This is a genomic window from Pantoea sp. Mb-10, assembly GCF_021272205.1.
GTDB lineage: Bacteria > Pseudomonadota > Gammaproteobacteria > Enterobacterales > Enterobacteriaceae > Pantoea.
The window spans coordinates 459,001-479,573 of record NZ_JAJSDX010000004.1; the positions used below are offsets into that span (position 1 = coordinate 459,001).

Consider the following 20,573-nt stretch of genomic DNA (forward strand, 5'->3'; position numbering starts at 1 on the left):
ATCATGGTGGCAATGTTTATGATCTCCAGGCGACAGGCACATAACGGAGAGAAATCATGTTTGAACCTATGGAATTAACCAATGACGCGGTGATTAAAGTCATCGGCGTCGGCGGTGGCGGTGGCAACGCCGTAGAGCACATGGTACGCGAGCGTATCGAAGGTGTGGAATTCTTTGCTGTGAATACCGATGCGCAAGCATTGCGTAAAACGGCGGTCGGCCAGACGATTCAAATCGGGACCAACATCACTAAGGGTCTCGGTGCGGGTGCAAACCCGGAAGTCGGTCGTACTTCAGCGGAAGAAGATCGTGAAGCACTGCGTTCTGCGCTGGATGGGGCAGACATGGTGTTCATCGCCGCTGGCATGGGCGGCGGTACCGGGACTGGCGCCGCGCCAGTCGTGGCCGAAGTGGCAAAAGAACTGGGCATTCTGACCGTTGCCGTGGTCACTAAGCCTTTCAACTTTGAAGGCAAAAAGCGCATGGCCTTTGCCGAGCAGGGTATCGCCGAGCTGTCTAAGCATGTCGATTCACTGATTACCATTCCTAACGACAAACTGCTGAAAGTGCTGGGTCGCGGCATCTCTCTGCTGGACGCTTTCGGTGCGGCCAACGACGTGCTGAAAGGGGCTGTACAGGGTATCGCGGAACTGATTACGCGTCCGGGCCTGATGAACGTCGACTTCGCGGATGTGCGTACGGTGATGTCTGAGATGGGCTACGCCATGATGGGTTCCGGCGTGGCTTGCGGCGAAGATCGTGCGGAAGAAGCGGCAGAAATGGCGATCTCCAGTCCGCTGCTGGAAGATATCGACCTCTCTGGCGCGCGCGGCGTACTGGTCAACATCACTGCCGGCTTTGATCTGCGTCTGGATGAGTTCGAAACCGTCGGTAACACCATCCGTGCTTTCGCTTCAGACAATGCCACGGTCGTCATCGGTACTTCTCTGGATCCAGAGATGAACGACGAACTGCGCGTGACCGTCGTAGCAACCGGTATTGGCATGGACAAGCGCCCAGAAATTACTTTGGTCACTAACAAGCCTGCTTCGCAGCCCGTTATGGACCACCGTTACCAGCAGCACGGTATGGCGCCTCTGCCACAAGAGCAGAAGCCGGCGGCAAAAGTGGTTAACGACCAACCTGCAGCCTCGGGTAAAGAACCTGATTATCTGGATATTCCGGCCTTCCTGCGTAAACAGGCCGATTAAGAATATCCTGAGAATTGGGGTTCCCCGCTCTTTGTGCTAAAGTGTTCGCCCGCCGGTGATTTATACTGGCGGTCGGATGGGTAATATTGCGAGATAATGCGATGATCAAACAAAGGACATTAAAACGTATTGTTCAGGCGACTGGCGTCGGTTTGCATACCGGCAAAAAAGTCACGCTGACATTACGCCCTGCGTCGGCTAACACCGGGGTCATCTATCGTCGCACTGACTTGAATCCACCGGTTGATTTTCCGGCTGATGCAAAATACGTGCGCGACACCATGCTGAGTACCTGCCTGGTGAATGATGACGGCGTGCGTATTTCTACGGTCGAACACCTGAATGCTGCCCTTGCGGGTCTTGGCATCGATAACATCATTGTCGAAGTTGATGCCCCTGAGATCCCGATCATGGATGGCAGCGCTGCGCCGTTTGTCTATCTGCTGATGGACGCAGGCGTGCAGGAACTTAACAGCGCCAAAAAATTCGTGCGCGTTAAGCAGGCGATTCGTGTTGAAGACGGCGATAAGTGGGCCGAGATTAAACCGTACAACGGTTTTTCACTCGACTTCACTATCGACTTCAAGCATCCGGCCATTGATTCAAGTTCACAACGTTACCAACTGAACTTCTCGGCTGATGCGTTTGTTCGCCAAATCAGCCGCGCGCGCACGTTTGGCTTCATGCGTGAAATCGAATATCTGCAGTCTAAAGGCCTGTGCCTGGGCGGTAGCTTAGATTGTGCGATTGGTCTCGACGATTTCCGCGTGCTCAACGAAGACGGTTTGCGTTTTGAAGACGAGTTTGTTCGCCATAAAATGCTTGATGCGATTGGCGACCTGTTTATGTGTGGTCACAACATCATTGGCGCATTCAGTGCGTTTAAATCGGGCCATGCGTTAAACAACAAACTGCTGCAAGCGGTTCTCGCCAAGCAGGAAGCCTGGGAATGGGCGACCTTCGAAGACGAAGCTGAATTGCCGCTGGCCTTCAAAGCCCCTAATCTGGTGCTGGCGTAAGTCAGACAAAAAACGGCGTGTTGCCTGGCACTCTCTCCGGCCAGCGCAGTGCGCCGTTTTTTTATTTCTCCCCATTGTACTTCCTTCTGCCGTGCTGACTCGCATGAGTCTTGTCCACTGGTGAAAGCCTGCGCAAATAAACGCGAAATCCCGCGTAAGTCCGCTAATCAGTACTGTCGAGATGCGACATAGATGCTATTATCTTGCGCTGGTATGAGCGGGGCTAACAACATTTAGCCGCTTATCTTTTTATTCACTGTGGACAGGTTGTGATCGGGATTTTTTCACGCTGGCGACAATTAGGCAGGCGCTACTTCTGGCCTCATCTCCTGTTGGGCATGGTAGCTGCCAGTTTTGGCCTGCCTGCCTGCGCGCAGAACGCCGAGCCCACGTCCAATGACTCACCCATCAGCAGCCTGTTTGTCGGCAACGTTGTTCACTTTGATCACCTGATTCGCCTGCAGGAAACGGCCCGTCGACCCAGTGTCAACGTGGACTACTGGCATCAGCATGCCATTCGCACCGTGATTCGCCATCTCTCATTCAGCATGGCGCCCTGTGGCGAACTGCACTGCGCCAGTGCGGCACCGCTGGCCGCGCAGAAACTGGCGCTGATTGACTCATTACAGGCCCTGCTGATTTCTCCCGCGCAGCCCGATGTCACCCCCACGTTACAGGCTGCGCCGCGCACGTTTTCATTCCCATCTTCTTCTGCTGCCAACTGGCTGGCGGCTGCGCACGGTATCCGCGCCGGGCCGTTCAACGCTTAACTGCTTCTTTTTTTCGCCTCTTTATATTTGATTTTTGCAGTTCGTGTTATCACGACTGAATCGAGAAATTAACATGTTAATCAAGCTTTTAACCAAAGTCTTTGGCAGCAGTAACGATCGTACTCTGCGCCGTATGCGCAAAGTGGTTGATACCATCAACAAAATGGAACCGGATTTCGTCAAACTCTCTGATGATGAATTAAAAGGCAAGACTGACCTGTTCCGCGAGCGTTTGAAAAATGGCGAAAGCCTTGAAAGTCTCATCCCGGAAGCGTTTGCCACCGTGCGTGAGGCCAGCAAGCGCGTATTTGGCATGCGCCATTTTGACGTTCAGCTGATCGGCGGCATGGTGTTGAACGAACGCTGCATTGCCGAAATGCGTACCGGTGAAGGTAAAACGCTCACCGCTACCCTGCCAGCCTATTTGAACGCCCTCACCGGCAAAGGCGTACACGTGGTGACCGTCAACGATTACCTGGCGCAGCGTGATGCCGAAAATAACCGTCCGCTGTTTGAGTTTCTCGGTCTGAGCGTCGGCATCAACTTGCCGGGCATGCCTGCCGTCGCCAAGCGTGCCGCTTACGCAGCCGATATTACCTACGGCACGAACAACGAATACGGTTTTGACTATCTGCGCGACAACATGGCGTTCAGCCCGGAAGAGCGTGTACAGCGTAAACTGCACTATGCGCTGGTGGACGAAGTCGACTCCATTCTGATCGATGAAGCGCGTACCCCGCTGATTATCTCGGGGCCAGCGGAAGACAGCTCCGATCTCTACATCAAAGTGAACAAGATCATTCCTCACCTGGTTCGTCAGGAAAAGGAAGACTCTGACACGTTTCAGGGTGAGGGTGATTTCTGGGTTGATGAGAAGGCCCGTCAGGCGCACATGACAGAGCGCGGTCTGGTCAAGGTTGAAGAGTTGCTGGTTAGCCAGGGCATCATGGAAGAGGGCGAGTCGCTATACTCCCCAACCAACATCATGCTGATGCATCACGTCACGGCAGCCCTGCGTGCCCACGCGCTGTTTACGCGCGACGTCGACTATATCGTGAAAGACGGCGAAGTCATCATCGTTGATGAGCACACCGGGCGTACTATGCAAGGTCGTCGCTGGTCAGACGGTCTGCACCAGGCCGTTGAAGCCAAAGAAGGCGTCGACATTCAGAACGAGAACCAGACGCTGGCGTCCATCACCTTCCAGAACTACTTCCGTATCTACGAGAAGCTGGCGGGTATGACGGGAACCGCCGACACCGAAGCGTTTGAGTTCAGCTCCATTTACAAGCTCGATACCATCGTCGTGCCAACCAACCGGCCTATGGTGCGTAAAGATATGGCCGATCTGGTCTACATGACCGAAAAAGAGAAGATCGACGCCATTATTGAAGACATCCGTACCTGCACGGCAAAAGGCCAGCCGGTACTGGTGGGTACCATCTCGATTGAAAAATCGGAAGTGGTTTCCCGTGAGCTGACGCGCGCAGGCATCAAGCACAGCGTACTGAACGCCAAGTTCCACGCGAGTGAAGCGGACATTGTTGCTCAGGCGGGACAGCCTGGCGCAGTGACCATTGCAACAAACATGGCAGGTCGCGGTACCGATATCGTGCTGGGTGGAAGCTGGCAGGCAGAGGTGGCCGCGCTGGATGCACCTACCGAAGAGCAAATCCAAGCCATCAAAGAGGCCTGGAAGCTGCGCCACGATGCGGTGTTGGCAGCAGGCGGTTTGCATATTATCGGTACAGAACGTCATGAATCGCGCCGTATTGATAACCAGCTGCGCGGCCGCGCAGGTCGCCAGGGGGACGCCGGTTCATCACGTTTCTATCTGTCGATGGAAGATGCGCTGATGCGTATCTTTGCCTCCGATCGCGTCTCCAATATGATGCGTAAGTTAGGCATGAAACCGGGTGAAGCCATTGAGCATCCGTGGGTCACCAAAGCGATTGCCAATGCGCAACGCAAAGTAGAAAGCCGTAACTTCGACATTCGTAAGCAGCTGCTGGAATATGATGACGTCGCTAATGACCAGCGCCGAGCTATCTACAGCCAGCGTAACGAACTGCTGGATGTTTCTGATGTATCTGACACCATCAACAGCATCCGTGAGGATGTCTTCAAAAGCACCATCGATACCTACATTCCACCGCAGTCGCTGGAGGAAATGTGGGATGTGCCGGGCTTAGAGGAGCGCTTGCGCAACGATTTCGACCTCGATCTGCCCATTGCCGAATGGCTGGATAAAGAGCCTGATTTGCATGAAGAGACGCTGCGTGAGCGCATTATGCAGCGCGCGAGCGAAAACTATGCGGAGAAGGAAGAGGTTGTGGGCGCCGATATGATGCGCAACTTCGAAAAAGGCGTGATGCTGCAAACCCTGGATTCGCTGTGGAAAGAGCATCTTGCCGCCATGGACTACCTGCGTCAGGGCATTCACTTACGCGGCTATGCGCAAAAAGATCCCAAGCAAGAGTACAAACGTGAATCCTTCGCCATGTTTGCTGCAATGCTGGAGTCGCTGAAATATGAAGTCATCAGCACGCTGAGCAAAGTGCAGGTGCGTATGCCGGAGGAGGTGGAAGCGATGGAGCAACAGCGTCGTGAAGAAGCTGAACGTCTGGCGCAGCAGCAGCAGCTGAGTCATGCAGATGATGAAGTACTTGCAGCCGCATCCTTGGCTTCACAGAGCGGAGAGCGCAAAGTGGGGCGTAACGATCCTTGTCCGTGCGGCTCAGGCAAAAAATACAAACAGTGTCATGGCCGACTGGCCTGATTGAAAAAAGGAGCCCTCGGGCTCCTTTTTTTTACGCAGCAAAAACCTAATTCGCCAGTGACATCAGCTTTTCTTCGTTCAGGCGTACGCCGTGATAAGGAATGGTGATCAGTAAACCGTCTGGCAAACCGTGGCGTTTCAAAAGCGCTCGACTTTGAAACAGCAGCTGGTGATAGTTATTGTCGCTCACGCAGGGGTAATTTTCGTTCCAGACGGTAGCGATAATCTGCCGTTTAGACGTGATGCGCAGTAACAGGCAGGAAAAAAAACGTTTTTGCGATTCGTTTAATGGGATGATCGTGTTGCCTCGATGCCAGGTCAGCGTGTTATTGGCTGTATCCAGCGTCAAGATATCGTGAAACACGAGATGACGCATGACGTTTAACTGTTTCGGGGCATCCTGCGTCAAGGTAAACGGTTTTGAAGATTCCATGATTGTCTGGCCAAGCGGTGAATACACTGGCGGTGAGTATTCACGGTGCGGCGACCGGAAAGCATTACGACCTGTCTCAATTCATTATTAAGCCCAGCACGTGCCCGCCTGAAGGCGGCACGGTTAACATCCAGCGGCGTCTGTTTTAGAATCGGCGCTCTTTGAATAACAGCGGAATCCAGTTTATGAAACACCTGCAAGTCGCGGTGGGTATCATTCGCAATGCCCATCAGCAAATCTTTCTTGCCCAGCGTTCAGCCAGTTCCTATATGGCCAATAAGTGGGAGTTTCCTGGAGGGAAGATCGAAGACAACGAAACACCTGAACAGGCCTTGAAGCGCGAGCTGATGGAAGAGACCGGCATTGACGTGACGCGCGCGCAAGCGCTAGGCGAGGCAGACCATAGCTACGACGATCTGCGCGTGACCCTGCATTTCTTTTTGGTTGAGGGCTGGCAGGGTGAACCTTATGGTCGGGAAGGGCAGCCACAGCGCTGGGTGGCGCAGCGAGATTTAGTGGCAGAAGAGTTTCCTGCCGCTAACCATGCGCTGATCGCCAAGCTGGTGGCGGGTGAAATATAACCAAAGGGGCAGTGCCCCTTAAACGTCAGTTTTGTTCTTCACTCCAGCCATCGCTGTCCGTCAGATCGCTCTCGCTGGGAATGCGCTTTTCTTCTGCCGCCCATTCGCCGAGGTCGATAAGTTGACAGCGTTTGCTGCAAAATGGTCGCCACGGGCTCAATTCGTCCCACATCACGTCTTTCTGACAGTTTGGGCAAGGTACAACAATCATCTCTTCCTGCATAACACCCTCTAGCAACAGGCCAGTTCAAAGTTCAATCGGGCAGGTACTTCACCACGCTCGGTATCCAGCGGCATAAAGCGAATGGCGTAGCGGCTTTTATGGCCTGAAACCTGCGGATAAAGCGCCTCTTCCAGCGACAGCTGCAAGCGCAGCAGGTCAGCCCCTTCGGCGTTATCCTGGTAAAAACCATTCAGGCTGGTTTGATGGCGAAACACCCCGGACTGGCGGATTAAATCGAGAATAAGTGACAGGCTGTTGCGCAGCGGCAGCAAGGAGTCCAGCCAGCCGTTGACTTGCGCATCGCGCATCGCCTGCGGCTGATGTAGCCAAATGTGCAATCCGGGTAAATCAAAGCTACAGCATCCACCGGGAATGCTCAGGCGTTGACGCACCAGCGCGATTAATCGGTCCTCGCGCAGCTGTTGACCCATGCGTGGTGCACTGAGTAGCTCTGCAGATTGCTGTTTAAGACGCTGGCTTAACCCTTTGACCGCCTGTTCATCCACACCGGGCACGTCCAGCCATGCACGTAATTTTTGCTGCTGCCTGTCCAACTCCTTGAGCAATTCGGTGCGCATGTCGCCCCGCTCAAAAATATCCAGTAGATCGCTGAGGCAGCGGAACACGCCTAATGCGGAGACCGAATGGCTGATGGGAACGCTGTCATGCAGCTGATTAAGCAGAAACTCAACGCGCAGCCATGTGCGCATCTTTTCATTTAGGGGATGTTCAAAAAGAACCGGTGTACTCATGGTGTTAATCCTGTCTGGTTGCCGCCAGGCGTAAATAGCGCTGGTGAAGTTCAGCAACACGCGGCAACACCTCTTCGGGTGTGCCACGATTATCAATGATGTCGTCCGCACAGGCTAAACGCTGCTCCCGGCTGGCCTGGGCGGCTAAAATATTTTTGGCTTGTGCAAGCGTCACGCCATCGCGCTGCTGGGTTCGCTGCAGCTGGGTGGCCTCATCAACATCCACAACCAGCACGCGGTCAGCCTGATGCTGTAAGCCGTTCTCCACTAACAGCGGCACGACCCACAGCACATAAGGTGAGCGTGCCTGGGATTTAAGCTGCTGGGTGCGCGCGTTAATGAGAGGGTGAAGCAGTTGATTGAGCCAATTTTTCTCGCGTGGATTTTGGAAAATAATCTCCCGCAATCTGGCACGGTAAAGCGTACGCTCTGCGGTCAAAATGGCGTCACCATGTCGGCGGACAATCGCCTCAAGCGCAGGCGTACCAGGAGCGACCACGTCGCGGGCAATCACATCGGCATCAATAATATCGACGCCTAACGCGGCGAACGCGTTGGCAATGGTGCTTTTACCACTGCCTATTCCGCCGGTGAGTGCTACGGTAAAAGGCATAACGTTCTCTCAGAATAGCGTCATCGGGCGGAGCATTTCCGCAGGAGCATGAGATCATGACTACCATCATTTTTCTCAGCTAAATTTAAGCGATTGTAGCGTAAATTAAGTGAAATTCGCAGTCTTGTTGCCGGGCAAATGGCACGCATGATGCCGATATCGCTGCGGTGAGACTGGCCCAGACTGTGGTTCGCCATCACTCATCGGGACATCGTACTATGCGTATCGAAGAAGATGTAAAACTGGGGTTTAAAGATGTATTGATCCGTCCTAAACGCTCTACCTTGAAAAGTCGCTCCGAGGTTGAACTGGCGCGCACTTATACCTTTAAACATACCCATCACAGCTGGACTGGCGTGCCCGTGATTGCCGCTAATATGGATAGCGTAGGGACCTTCACCATGGCGGAAGCCCTGGCACAGAGGGATGTGCTCACTGCGGTCCATAAACATTACAGCGTGGAGGCGTGGCAAACGTTCATTCAGCGTGTACCTGATAACGTGCTGCGTAATGTCATGGTGTCGACCGGCACATCTGACGCGGACTTCAGCAAGCTAAACGCGATCCTGTCGCTCTCTACGCAGCTCAATTTTATCTGCATTGATGTGGCGAATGGCTATTCCGAGCATTTCGTAACGTTTCTTCAGCGCGCACGTGAAAGGTATCCGGATAAAACAATCTGTGCGGGTAACGTCGTCACCGGCGAGATGGTCGAGGAGCTGATCTTATCCGGTGCGGATATCGTAAAGGTGGGAATTGGCCCCGGCTCAGTGTGCACGACGCGAGTCAAAACGGGCGTCGGCTACCCACAGCTTTCTGCTGTGATTGAATGCGCCGATGCCGCACACGGGCTGGGCGGGCAAATTGTCAGCGATGGGGGATGTACCGTACCGGGGGACATTGCAAAAGCCTTTGGCGGCGGCGCCGACTTTGTCATGTTGGGCGGTATGTTAGCGGCACACGATGAGTGTGAGGGCACGGTCGTCGAGGAGCACGGAGAGAAATTTATGCTCTTTTACGGCATGAGTTCAGAATCAGCGATGAAGCGTCACGTGGGGGGCGTTGCGCACTATCGCGCGGCCGAAGGCAAAACCGTCCGTCTTCCACTGCGCGGCCCGGTTGAAGAAACGCTGCAAGATATTCTCGGCGGATTACGTTCGGCCTGTACTTACGTCGGCGCTGCCCGTTTGAAGGAGTTGACTAAGCGCACCACCTTTATCCGGGTCGCCGAACAGGAAAATCGCGTTTTTAATCGCTAATTGCGTTAAGCAGGTGCGTGCACGCCCCTGCTTAACGGATGGCGTCTCCCAGGCCAAATACGGGCAAGTACATGGCAATTACCAGCGTACCCACAATGCCGCCAATCACGATCATCATTGCGGGCTCCAGCGCAGCGGCGAGGTTATCTGCGCGCGCCAGCGTTTGCGCCTCATGCCACTCCGCGAGTCGTGAAAACATCACGTCGAGCGCACCGGCCTCTTCACCCACGCGGATCAGCTGTTTGCAAAGCGGTGTGAACAGTTCATCCTGCGCCAATGCCTGATGCATCGGCATGCCGGCAGCAATATGCTGCTGGAGAGCACTCACACTCTCCCGCCACAGCGCTGAGAGCAGCGTCGTTTCCACCGCCTGTAAACTGTGCAGCAGCGTCAACCCGGCACGCTGTGTGAGCTGCAGGATGGCGAAGATCTGACTGAGTTGACCACCGCGCCACAGTACAGAAAGCCAAGGTATACGCAGCACGCCTCGCTGCAGGCGTTTCTGCCACGGCGTCGAGCGGCGGTAGATCTGCAATCCACTTGCCACCAGTATAATCAGCACAACCGCCAGCGGCAGGGCCGCCTGCTGCAGCAGGGCAGACAGCGACATGACGACTGCGGTAAAGGCAGGCAGCGGTGCATCGAAGCTGGCATAGACGGCGACAAACTCCGGCAAGACAAACAGCAGCATACCGGCGCTCACGGCCAGCGCCACGAGCAGGATAAACAACGGGTAGCGCAGCGCCTTCATGACTTTCTGCCTGAGAAACAGCTGCTGGGTTTGCTGCTGAGCCAGCTGGCAACAGCATTCGTCGAGCTGCCCGGTAAGCTCACCCACCTGCATCAGCGCCGCAAACAGCGGTGGGAAGATCTGCGGCCATTGTTGCAGACTCTGCGAAAAAGGAAGGCCCGTCATGACTTGCTGCTGCAAAGCGTTGAGCAGGACGCGCCAACCTGCGTGGGGATGACCTTCCGCCAGCAGCAGCAGGCTCTCCGCCAGCGGCAGACCCGCTTTAAGCAGCGTCGCCAGCTGACGGACGAAATCAATCTTTTGCTGCCACGTCCAGTCTCGTACACGCCAACGTCTCACCCGCTGCCAGCTCACTGGCAGCATACCGCGATCGGATAAGTGGTTGAGCAATGCCTCCTGATTAGCTTGCAGCGATTCGCCTTGCTGTAACGTGCCCATGGTATCCAGCGCTTGCCAGTGGAAATGCTCAAGATTAGCCATCGCTGCAACCGACCACGCGCTGCATCTCTTCAAAAGAGGTATCGCCGCGGCTGACGGCTTCCAGCCCGGCCGCCAGCAACGTTTTCATGCCTTGCTCCTGCGCCAGCGACAGCACATGTTCCAGCGGCATTTCCGCCGACACGGCATTTTTGAGCTTATTGCTCATGGGTAACATTTCGAACAGCGGCAGGCGCCCGTAATAGCCCGAAAAACAGTGATCGCAGCCGGGGGCTCGCCAGGTTTGCAAGGTGCCAGGCCACATGCCGTGGGGCAAATGGGCAATGGCCTGTGCCGGTTTGCGGCAGTGTACGCACAATCGCCTGACGAGGCGCTGCGCAACGATCAGCTGCAGCGCGGGTCCGAGAAGATAGCCCGGAATCTCCATTTGTCGCAGGCGCGTTAACGTCTCCGCCGTGGAGTTGGTATGCAGAGTAGAAAGGACCAGATGCCCGGTTTGTGCCGCTTTCACGGCAATCTGAGCGGTTTCGGCATCGCGAATCTCGCCAACCATAATGACATCGGGATCCTGCCGCAGCAGCGAGCGGAGCACCCGGTTGAAGTCGAGGCCGCTGCGCGTCTGAATTTGAGTTTGATTGATCCCCTCCAGCGGTATCTCCACCGGATCTTCGACGCTGCACAGATTTTTTTCGGGCACGTTAAGCGCATTGAGCCCACTGTACAGCGTGAAGGTTTTACCGCTGCCAGTGGGGCCGGTTACTAAAATGAGCCCTTGCGGTTCCAGTAAGGCATTTTTGAACAGGCGAAGCTGGACGGCGGGCATGCCGATCTTGTCCAACGTGAGGGCGCTGTTTTCACTTTGCAGCAAACGGACTACGGCCTTTTCACCGCGATTAACCGGCAATGTTGCGAGGCGAAAAGCGGCGTGGGAGCCATCAATGTCGAGGGTAAACTGCCCGTCCTGCGGCAGGCGTCGTTCGGCGATATCTAATCCACCTAAAATTTTCAGCCGTGCCAGGACCGCCGAGGGTTGAGCGTCCAGCGGATTGGGTAGCGCATGCAGGACGCCATCAATGCGGAGGCGAACGCGTAATCCATGGCGCTGTGGTTCCAGATGTACGTCAGAAGCGCGACGCTGAAGCGCCTGCCGCAAAATCTGATCCACTGCGGCAATTGCCGATTCAGCCGAACGCTGTTCACGCGGTGCGTCAGTGCTCTCCTTGGCATGCAGCGCTTGTTCCAGGCGAGCGGCAGGCCAGCACTCCACCTCCACTTCGCACTGACTGGCGAAGCGTAGCGCTTCCAGCAGTTGTGGATCGGGCGCCTTCGCCATCGCCACGCGCAGTAGCGTGGCGTCGTGCTGTAAAATCAGTGCGTGCTGTCGTGCGCACAAGGCGTACAGCGCTGCGGTGCAGTCGGCCATCAGTTCACCTCTTTGTCAGCAAAGCGGAACTGTTCAAGGCAGCTATCGCGTAGGCTCTGGCTGGCGCTACTGCAACTGCGCTGCCAGTTAACCGCGCCTTCCGTTTCATCCCAGCTCGGCGTCATTTCGACACTCAAGCCTGCTAAGCTCTCTTGCCCCGTCATGCTGATGACGCCGTTTGCCACACTCAGCGAGGCCACGTAGCGCGAACCTTTTGCTGCCGGAATACCACCCGCGCCCCCCTGGCACTGCGCTGGCCCACCGCGCTCGATCGCGCAGAGTTCGACGGCGGTTTTGTACGGCAGCATCGTTTGCAGCATGTCGGTGAGGGCGGCGCGCTGCAGATAGCGTTGATAGCTGGGTAAACCAATTGCGCTGAGAATGGCGACGATGCCAATCACAATCATGAGTTCAATCAGGGTAAAACCGCGTTGTGTGTCCATGCGTAGGCTCCTTGTGTGGGAGCGGCTACGGTAAAGAAGGGCGATCAACAGGAAAAGTGACGCGCACGCGGAGTGGGAAACGTCACGAAATAAAGGTGATGGATTGCATACCGCTCAGCAAAATTTTGGAAGAGGCCTCGGCGTTTTACTGAGCGTAGCGTTAGCGGGGGCGAAAGCGCATCGACAGATCCAGGGCGTGCACATGTTTGGTCAGGGCGCCCACCGAAACGTAATCGACGCCGGTCTGCGCAATGCGTGGCAGCGTGGCTTCGGTAACATTACCAGACACTTCAAGCAGCGCGCGGTTCGCCGTCAGCGCGACCGCCTGCTGCATCATGGCAAAACTGAAGTTATCCAGCATGATAATGTCTGCGCCAGCGTCAATGGCTTCCTGCAGTTCTCCCAGCGTTTCAACCTCAACTTCTACGGGCACATCAGGCTGTAACTGCTGTGCTTTGGCGACCGCCGCGTGCACCGAGCCGCAGGCAATGATGTGGTTTTCTTTAATAAGAAAGGCATCTGCTAGCCCCAGACGGTGATTGCCGCCGCCGCCGCACAGCACCGCGTATTTCAGGGCGCTTCGCAGACCTGGCAAAGTCTTGCGGGTATCGAGCAGTTGTGTGGTGCTACCTGCCAGCAAGGTGACATAGCGCCGCGTCTCGGTCGCCACGCCAGAGAGCGTTTGCACAAAGTTCAGCGCCGTGCGTTCAGCCGTGAGCAGGATGTGCGCGGGGCCCTTGAGCTCAAACAGACGCTGTTCTGGTGCGAGGCTCTCCCCGTCGTCGACATGCCAGATAATCTCAACGCTTTGGCCCAATTGCCTGAACACCTCCTGCACCCAGCGTTTACCACAGAAAACACCCGCTTCACGCGTTATCACCTGCGCATGCGCCTGTTCGCGCTTGTCCAGCAATTGCGCGGTGATATCGCGTTCGGCATCGACTTCACCGCCCAAGTCCTCGCGCAGTGCAGCACGTACGGTTTCTGGGATATCTAACGCGATAGTTTTCAGCAGTGTTTGCCGGCGTTGGGCAGGATCGTAACGACGTGACGCCATGCTGTTCTCTCTTCAGGGTAGGGTGAGGAGCCCTCACCTTAGCCCGAAAGAACGTCCTTTTCCAGCTTATGGCAGAAAATTGTTTAGTATACTAAACATGGCTGCCTTGCCGCATTATGTCGCAAGCGCCTGCTCTGAATCATGGTATTCTCAGCCAGATTTGGTGCAGGATAAATGTCATGAAGCTCGAAGATGGCTGGGTGACCAGCGCGCGCAAGGTGCCGTCGCCGCATTTTAATGCGCGACCCAACGATGAAAAGCCGTCGCTGTTAGTGATTCACAATATCAGCTTACCGCCGGGTGAATTTGGCGGGCCGTGGATCGACAGGCTTTTTACCGGCACGCTCTCGCCGGACGATCATCCCTATTTTGCTGAGATTGCGCATTTGCGCGTGGCAGCACACTGCCTGATTCGCCGCGACGGTGAGCTGGTGCAGTACGTCTCCTTCGACCAGCGCGCATGGCACGCAGGCGTCTCACAATTTAATGGTCGGGAAAACTGCAACGATTTTTCCATCGGGATTGAGCTTGAAGGCACGGATACGCTGCCTTATACCGTCGAGCAATATCAGACATTGCAGCAGGTCAGTAAGCTACTGATGCAATATTATCCGCTGACGCACGATCGTATCACGGGTCACAGCGACATCGCGCCGCAGCGGAAAACCGATCCAGGTCCCGCTTTTGACTGGGCGCGCTATCACCATTCCCTTAAGCAGGAGAATCCCTGAAACCGCAGGAGCAGGTATGACATTGTTTAGCTTGTTATTAGTGTTAGGTTGGGAGCGTCTTTTTAAACTTGGCGAACACTGGCAATTCGATCATCGCCTGGCGCCGTTGTTTCGCAAAATATCGCGTTTTTCACTGACTCGCACGGTGCTCATGACGGTGACCGCCATGCTGATCGTCTGGCTCATGGTGGTCAGCCTGAAGGGGATTCTGTTTGGTGTCGCGCAGCTCCTGTTCTGGATTCTCGTGGGGTTGCTGTGCATTGGCGCGGGATCGGTGCGTATTCACTATCACCGCTATCTCAAAGCCGCAAGCCACGATGATGAAGCTGCGCATCAGGCGATGGCCGCTGAACTGACGCTGATTCACGGGGTGCCGGTGGCCTGCAGCGAGCGCGAGTTCCTGCGCGAACTGCAAAACGCGCTAATCTGGATTAATTTCCGTTACTACCTCGCGCCGCTGTTCTGGTTCGTGGTGGGGGGACCCTATGGGCCGGTGCTGCTGGTGGGCTATGCCTTCCTGCGTGCCTGGCAAAGCTGGCTGGCAAAATATCAAGGTGCGCTCGCGCGCGCGCAGTCGGGCGTCGATCGCATATTGCACGTGCTGGACTGGATCCCCGCGCGGCTGGCCGGCGTGGCCTATGCGCTGCTGGGACACGGTGAGCGCGCTTTACCCGCGTGGTTCGCCTCCTTGAGCGATCTGCACCGCTCGCCCTATCAGGTGCTGACCAGCCTGGCGCAGTTTTCCCTGGCGCGCGATCCCCACCTCGATAAAGTTGAAACGCCACGGGTGGCCGTGGCGTTGGCAAAGCGCACATCATGGGTATTGGTGGTCGTGGTGGCGCTGTTGACGATCTACGGCGCGCTGGTGTGATCGGCAGGCGGTACGCCGAAATCCGGCATACCGTCCTCGCGCCAGGCAACGTACTTTAATCGCGTGTGGCGATTGGGATCCCAGAGGGGATCGCCCTCGATTTCCGTGTAATTACGGGCGTGGTAAACCAGCACATCACGCCCCTCCTCATCGACCGTAAAACTGTTGTGCCCCGGGCCATACTGCTGGTTTGTCCAACTGGTGGTAAAGACCGGCCGCGCCGATTTGTGCCAGGCGAGGCTGTCCAGCGGATTAGCCCTTGCATCAATGCTTAACAGGCCAAGACAGTAGTTTTCATCGGTGGCGCTGGCGGAGTAGGTGATAAACAAGCGGTCACCGTGGCGAATCGCCGCCGGCCCTTCATTGACGCTGAACCCTGCACACTCCCACTGATACTCCGGCCGACTGAGCATGACCGGGGGGCTTTTTAGCGTCCACGGATTGAGCAGCTCAGCCAAGTACAAATTGGAGTTGCCGGGGATATTGGGATCTTTCTGCGCCCACAGATACCAGTTTTTGCCCTGGTGAACGAAATGGGTGGCATCCAGTGAGAAGCTGTCGATGGGCGTATAAACCCGACGGCACGGTTGCCAATGGCCGGTCAGGGGATCGGCATCGTCACACACCAGCGCGTACATACGATGCTGGAAAAGCCCGTCTTTGATCTCACGCGTCGGCGCCGCAGCGAAGTAAATCACCCATTGTCCGTTAATACGGTGCAGCTCCGGCGCCCAAATCAACGCGCTGTAAGGTCCGGTATCGGGCTTATGCCAGACGGTGACCGGCGTGGCATTCACTAAGCCGTTAAGCGTCTCTGCGTAACGGATCTCCAGCCGATCGTACTCGGGTACCGAAGCAACAAAGTAGTAGCCGGCGTCATGCCGCAAAATAAAGGGATCGGCACGCTGGGTAATAAAGGGATTTGGCCAGCTCATTTTATCTCTCCAGGTTGCGAGGTCGCCGTCGTTACAGGCAGATTGAGGTCATGGAAGTTGGCGCGGCGAAGAGCCAGATCGTCTTGAATGGTGCGCATCAGGGTGCGATCGACTTTTAGCAGGCGCACCACGCCCGCGGTGATCAGATAGCCAACACCGGGGATGACGGTAAACAGCAGCATAATTCCGTTGATAGCGTTAGGGGCTTGCTGTTTGGCGCCCGCGTCGTAGCCGTAAATGGACAATAAAAAGCCCACCATCGCCCCCGCCACTGCCAGCCCAACTTTCAGGAAAAACAGGTTGCCCGAGAAGCTCATGCCGGTGATGCGCTTGCCGGTTTTCCATTCGCCATAATCATCCACGTCCGCCATCAGCGACCAGTGCAACGGCGACGGAATCTGGTGCAGAATATTCAGCAAGAAGTAGGCGACGACCACGGCCACGGTAGCGTGCGGATCAATCCAGTAGAAGCCGCAGGAAAACAACGCCAGTGCGATGTTGGTCCAGAAAAAGATTTTCAGTTTGCACCAGCGGTCGGTAAGGTATTTTGCCAGCGTACTGCCCAGCATCATGCCGATCACGCCCAGGCTGATAAACAGCGTGGCGAAATGCGTGGACTGGCCCATCACCCACGTCACGTAATACATTGTGGCAGCCATGCGAATAAAGCCGGGGCACACATTACAGAACGTCAGCAGCAAAATGCGCACCCATTGGTCGTTTTTCCACACATCGCGCAAATCTTTCTTCAAATCATCATGACTGGGTACGGCAGGGCGAATGCGCTCGCGCACCGTGGCAAAGCAAAAGAGAAACATCCCCAGACCTATCAGCGCCAGCACGCTCATGGCCAGCTGATAGCCGCGCGCTTTGTTACCGCCGCCAAACCATTCGGCCATAGGCAGCAGTGAAAGGGAGAGAATCAGGGTGGCCACGCCGACCATAACAAAGCGGTAGGATTGGCAAGAGACGCGTTCGCCGGGATCGTTGGTGATCACGCCGCCTAGCGAGCAGTAGGGAATATTGATGGCGGTATAGGTCAATGACATCAGGAAGTAGGTGACAAACGCCCAGACAACTTTGTATTCATATGACCAGTCCGGCGTCGTAAACATCAGTACGCTAAACAGGACATAGGGCACGGAGATCCACAGCAGCCACGGGCGAAAACGGCCCCAGCGGCTCTGCGTGCGGTCGGCAATGGCGCCCATGATGGGGTCGGTGACTGCATCCAGCACGCGCACCGACAGCAGCAGCGTGCCGACCAGCGCGGGCGCAAGGCCAAACACATCAGTATAAAAATAGTTAAGGAATAACATGATGGCGCCGCCGATCATGTTGCATCCGGCATCGCCCATGCCGTAGCCAAGTTTTTCTCTGAACGAGAGGGCTGCTCCTTTCATTGTCGTCTCCTGCGACCGGTGGAGCAAAAATTATCTGCCCAAAATCAGCAGGCTGCTGGTAAGGATTCGGTCAGGTAGATGGACAAAACGCGCGGCGGCAAAGAAGTGTGAGGCAGATCGGTCGAGCGGCCCGGCAGCAATGTGCCGGGCCGAAATACATTAGGGTTTTTGGACTTTGTTTTTGATGGCGTAGCCTATCGCCAGCACCACCAGCCAGACCGGAATCAGCCATACAGAAATGGCCATGCCTGGCGTGATCGCCATGATGACCAGCACTGCAGCCATAAATACCAGGCAGATCCAGTTGCCGACGGGATAGAGAACGGCGCGGAAGCGCGTTGTTACGCCCTGCTGATCTTTCTTCTTGCGGAATTTCATATGGGCAAGGCTGATCATCGCCCAGTTAATCACCAGCGCGGAGACCACCAGCGACATCAGCAGACCAAAGGCTTCACCCGGCATCAGGTAGTTAATCAGCACGCAGAGCGCCGTTGCCAGTGCGGAAACCAAAATGGTCGCAACCGGTACGCCACGGCGGTCCACTTTCAACAACGCTTTTGGTGCATTGCCCTGCTGTGCGAGGCCGAAAAGCATGCGGCTGTTGCAGTAAACGCAGCTGTTATACACCGACAGCGCCGCCGTCAGGATCACCACGTTAAGAGCATTGGCCACCAGCGAGTCGCCCAGCTCATGGAAAATCAGGACAAACGGGCTGGTGTCGGCGGTGACGCGGGTCCAGGGCAGCAGGGAAAGCAAGACTGCCAGCGAGCCAATATAGAAAATCAGGATGCGCCACAGCACTTGATTGGTGGCTTTAGGGATACTTTCCTGCGGATTATCCGCTTCAGCAGCGGTGATGCCCACCAGCTCCAGGCCGCCAAACGAGAACATGATAATGGCCATCATCATGACCAGCCCGCTCATGCCGTTAGGCAGAAAACCGCCCTGGTTCCACAGGTTGCTGACGCTGGCCTGCGGGCCGGCGTTGCCGCTGAACAGGAGCCAACCGCCAAACAGAATCATGGCGATTACCGCCACTACTTTAATGATGGCAAACCAAAACTCCATTTCACCAAACACTTTAACGTTGGTCAGGTTAATGGCGTTGATGGCCACGAAAAAGATCGCAGCGGTAGCCCACGTAGGAAAACCAGGCCACCAGAATTGAATATACTTACCCACGGCGCTCAATTCGGCCATGGCGACCAGCACGTAGAGCACCCAATAGTTCCAGCCAGAGGCGAAACCGGCGAAGTTACCCCAGTATTTGTAAGCGAAGTGACTAAAGCTGCCGGCGACCGGCTCTTCAACCACCATCTCGCCGAGCTGACGCATAATGAGAAAGGCAATAAATCCGGCGATAGCGTAACCGAGAATAACGCCAGGCCCGGCAGATTTAATCACCGATGCGCTGCCCAGAAACAGGCCGGTACCCACAGCCCCGCCCAGCGCAATCAGCTGAATATGACGATTTTTTAAGCCGCGATGCAGCGTATCGCCATGCTGTTGTTCCATACAAACCTCATGATGTTGTTATTGTGCGCCTGCAGTGCGCGCACTGTAAGGCTTTTCCAAATGTATAAATTTCTTTACGGTGTCTCGCCGGTTGTGTGCGTGTCGAGGCTACCCCGGCGACCAGAATAGTGATAAGCGCGCCGCATTGCACCTGCTTTTGCCTTTCGTGCTGGGCGTTGCCTGGAAAAACAGCATCTGCCGGTCTGGCCTCACCGTATTTCTGCCACGAATTCTGTAACAACACGAATAGGGTTGCCTTATAGATAGGCCCGCAGAACGAGCGGCTCAGTGTAAGGTTTGGTAAAAGTGAAATCTGTTAACAATTCAGCATTTGCGAGGCTTTTGCCTTAAACCCGGTGAGTTAGCAGGCGATAACAGGGCTGACACGCAGGCGCACGGTGTTCGCCATATAGACACAAGGTGAATACTTTGTTACTTTACGGGCACCATTTTTCAATTGGTATTACCAATTTACTCCGGACGTTCGGCTCATAAGAAGGGAAGATGGCTTACAGTAAAATACGCCAACCCAAGCTCTCCGATGCCATCGAGCAGCAGCTGGAGTCCCTCATTATGGAAGGGACGCTCCAGCCGGGTGAAAAACTCCTCCCCGAGCGCGAACTGGCGAAACAGTTTGATGTCTCACGTCCATCTTTGCGCGAAGCCATTCAGAGCCTGGAAGCTAAAGGCCTGCTGCTGCGCCGTCAGGGCGGTGGCACCTATGTCCAAACCAATCTGTGGCAAAGCCTGAGCGACCCGCTGATCGGTCTGCTGGCTGAACATCCCGAATCACAGTTTGACCTGTTGGAAACCCGCCATGCGCTGGAAGGCGTTGCGGCCTACTATGCCGCGCTGCGCGGCACGGACGAAGACCTGGCGCGCATACGCGATTGCCACGTGAATATCCAACAGGCGCAGGACAGCGGCGATCTGGATGCCGAAGCGGATGCGGTAATGAAGTATCAGATCGCTGTCACAGAAGCGGCCCATAATGTGGTGCTTTTGCATTTGCTGCGTTCCATGGGCCCTATGCTGGAACAAAACGTCCGGCAGAATTTCGAATTGCTCTACGCTCGCCGTGAAATGCTGGCGAAAGTGAGCGGTCACCGCGCCAGAATCTTCGAGGCGATTGTGGCTCGTGAGCCAGAACAAGCACGCGAGGCCTCCCATCGTCACCTGGCGTTCATTGAGGAAATCTTGCTGGACAGAAGTCGGGAGCAGAGTCGTCGTGAACGCTCCCTGCGTCGTTTACAGCAACGCAAGGATTAACGCACGGCAACGAACGTGCGAAATAAAACGACGGGCCTGTCTTCTTGTGCTGTGAACCAGAAGCACAGCACAAGCAGACAGGCTCCTGAAAATTCAA

The 20,573-nt window shown here is 55.6% G+C and carries 20 protein-coding genes; 9 read left to right on the plus strand and 11 right to left on the minus strand.

Translation table 11 applies throughout. From position 1 onward, the window contains the following. The first annotated feature begins 56 nt into the window (after positions 1–56). The 4 genes from ftsZ (at position 57) to secA (ending at position 5,779) form a co-directional block, all read left to right on the plus strand. Entirely contained in the window at positions 57–1,211 is a 1,155-nt protein-coding gene (gene ftsZ / locus LU196_RS10915) for a cell division protein FtsZ (RefSeq protein WP_232759308.1), read from the plus strand. A gap of 101 nt (positions 1,212–1,312) precedes the next feature. After that, the gene (gene lpxC / locus LU196_RS10920) at positions 1,313–2,230 is read left to right on the plus strand and encodes a UDP-3-O-acyl-N-acetylglucosamine deacetylase (protein WP_232759309.1); all 918 of its coding nucleotides are present in this window, start codon (positions 1,313–1,315) and stop codon (positions 2,228–2,230) included. A 269-nt stretch (positions 2,231–2,499) separates the two neighbouring features. Further along, positions 2,500–3,000, plus strand: a complete 501-nt coding sequence (gene secM / locus LU196_RS10925; protein ID WP_232759310.1) for a secA translation cis-regulator SecM — start codon at positions 2,500–2,502, stop codon at positions 2,998–3,000. Between the two features lie 73 nt (positions 3,001–3,073). Then, positions 3,074–5,779: a preprotein translocase subunit SecA gene (gene secA / locus LU196_RS10930; RefSeq protein ID WP_232759311.1), complete on the plus strand. Its 2,706-nt coding sequence runs from the start codon at positions 3,074–3,076 to the stop codon at positions 5,777–5,779. A gap of 46 nt (positions 5,780–5,825) precedes the next feature. Here secA and LU196_RS10935 read toward each other — a convergent pair whose 3' ends face one another. Further along, on the minus strand, positions 5,826–6,212 hold the full coding sequence (locus LU196_RS10935; RefSeq protein ID WP_232759312.1) for a response regulator: 387 nt from the start codon (positions 6,210–6,212) through the stop codon (positions 5,826–5,828). A gap of 185 nt (positions 6,213–6,397) precedes the next feature. Between LU196_RS10935 and mutT the strand changes: the two genes are divergently transcribed. After that, positions 6,398–6,793, plus strand: a complete 396-nt coding sequence (mutT, locus tag LU196_RS10940; RefSeq protein ID WP_232759313.1) for an 8-oxo-dGTP diphosphatase MutT — start codon at positions 6,398–6,400, stop codon at positions 6,791–6,793. 25 nt (positions 6,794–6,818) lie between these two features. Here the strand turns inward: mutT and yacG are convergent, their stop codons facing one another. From yacG to coaE, 3 genes are read right to left on the minus strand one after another with little or no spacing between them, the layout of a single operon-like run. Then, positions 6,819–7,016 carry a DNA gyrase inhibitor YacG gene (yacG, locus tag LU196_RS10945; RefSeq protein ID WP_232759314.1) on the minus strand — a complete coding sequence of 66 codons (198 nt, stop codon included), beginning with the start codon at positions 7,014–7,016 and terminating at the stop codon, positions 6,819–6,821. An 8-nt stretch (positions 7,017–7,024) separates the two neighbouring features. After that, complete coding sequence (zapD, locus tag LU196_RS10950; RefSeq protein ID WP_232759315.1) at positions 7,025–7,768, minus strand: cell division protein ZapD; 744 nt, start codon at positions 7,766–7,768, stop codon at positions 7,025–7,027. Between the two features lie 4 nt (positions 7,769–7,772). After that, a complete protein-coding gene (coaE, locus tag LU196_RS10955; protein WP_232759316.1) occupies positions 7,773–8,381 on the minus strand; it encodes a dephospho-CoA kinase in 609 nt (202 codons plus the stop codon). A 218-nt stretch (positions 8,382–8,599) separates the two neighbouring features. Here coaE and LU196_RS10960 point away from each other — a divergent pair, with 218 nt between their 5' ends. Beyond that, entirely contained in the window at positions 8,600–9,640 is a 1,041-nt protein-coding gene (locus tag LU196_RS10960) for a GMP reductase (protein WP_232759317.1), read from the plus strand. Positions 9,641–9,671: 31 nt separating this feature from the next. On the opposite strand, the gene hofC is transcribed toward LU196_RS10960, so the two are convergent. The 4 genes from hofC to nadC form a co-directional block, all read right to left on the minus strand. Then, positions 9,672–10,871 carry a protein transport protein HofC gene (gene hofC / locus LU196_RS10965; RefSeq protein WP_232759318.1) on the minus strand — a complete coding sequence of 400 codons (1,200 nt, stop codon included), beginning with the start codon at positions 10,869–10,871 and terminating at the stop codon, positions 9,672–9,674. Further along, complete coding sequence (gspE, locus tag LU196_RS10970; RefSeq protein ID WP_232759319.1) at positions 10,864–12,252, minus strand: type II secretion system protein GspE; 1,389 nt, start codon at positions 12,250–12,252, stop codon at positions 10,864–10,866. The genes hofC and gspE overlap by 8 nt, the downstream gene beginning before the upstream one ends. Continuing rightward, a complete protein-coding gene (gene ppdD, locus LU196_RS10975; RefSeq protein ID WP_232759320.1) occupies positions 12,252–12,695 on the minus strand; it encodes a prepilin peptidase-dependent pilin in 444 nt (147 codons plus the stop codon). The genes gspE and ppdD overlap by 1 nt, the downstream gene beginning before the upstream one ends. A gap of 160 nt (positions 12,696–12,855) precedes the next feature. Then, positions 12,856–13,752 carry a carboxylating nicotinate-nucleotide diphosphorylase gene (nadC, locus tag LU196_RS10980; protein WP_232759321.1) on the minus strand — a complete coding sequence of 299 codons (897 nt, stop codon included), beginning with the start codon at positions 13,750–13,752 and terminating at the stop codon, positions 12,856–12,858. 179 nt (positions 13,753–13,931) lie between these two features. Here nadC and ampD point away from each other — a divergent pair, with 179 nt between their 5' ends. Together ampD and ampE are read left to right on the plus strand one after the other, a co-directional pair. Next, on the plus strand, positions 13,932–14,483 hold the full coding sequence (gene ampD / locus LU196_RS10985; protein WP_232759322.1) for a 1,6-anhydro-N-acetylmuramyl-L-alanine amidase AmpD: 552 nt from the start codon (positions 13,932–13,934) through the stop codon (positions 14,481–14,483). A 16-nt stretch (positions 14,484–14,499) separates the two neighbouring features. Further along, positions 14,500–15,354, plus strand: coding sequence for a beta-lactamase regulator AmpE (ampE, locus tag LU196_RS10990; protein WP_232759323.1), 855 nt, complete (start codon positions 14,500–14,502; stop codon positions 15,352–15,354). Here ampE and LU196_RS10995 read toward each other — a convergent pair. The 3 genes from LU196_RS10995 to aroP form a co-directional block, all read right to left on the minus strand. Next, positions 15,336–16,289, minus strand: a complete 954-nt coding sequence (locus tag LU196_RS10995) for a family 43 glycosylhydrolase (RefSeq protein WP_232759324.1) — start codon at positions 16,287–16,289, stop codon at positions 15,336–15,338. The genes ampE and LU196_RS10995 overlap by 19 nt on opposite strands. After that, a complete protein-coding gene (locus tag LU196_RS11000) occupies positions 16,286–17,692 on the minus strand; it encodes a glycoside-pentoside-hexuronide (GPH):cation symporter (protein WP_232759325.1) in 1,407 nt (468 codons plus the stop codon). The genes LU196_RS10995 and LU196_RS11000 overlap by 4 nt, the downstream gene beginning before the upstream one ends. Positions 17,693–17,851: 159 nt before the next feature. Further along, on the minus strand, positions 17,852–19,207 hold the full coding sequence (aroP, locus tag LU196_RS11005; RefSeq protein ID WP_232759326.1) for an aromatic amino acid transporter AroP: 1,356 nt from the start codon (positions 19,205–19,207) through the stop codon (positions 17,852–17,854). Positions 19,208–19,711: 504 nt separating this feature from the next. On the opposite strand from aroP, the gene pdhR reads away from it, so the two are divergent. Then, on the plus strand, positions 19,712–20,476 hold the full coding sequence (pdhR, locus tag LU196_RS11010) for a pyruvate dehydrogenase complex transcriptional repressor PdhR (RefSeq protein WP_232759327.1): 765 nt from the start codon (positions 19,712–19,714) through the stop codon (positions 20,474–20,476). Positions 20,477–20,573: the final 97 nt, after the last annotated feature.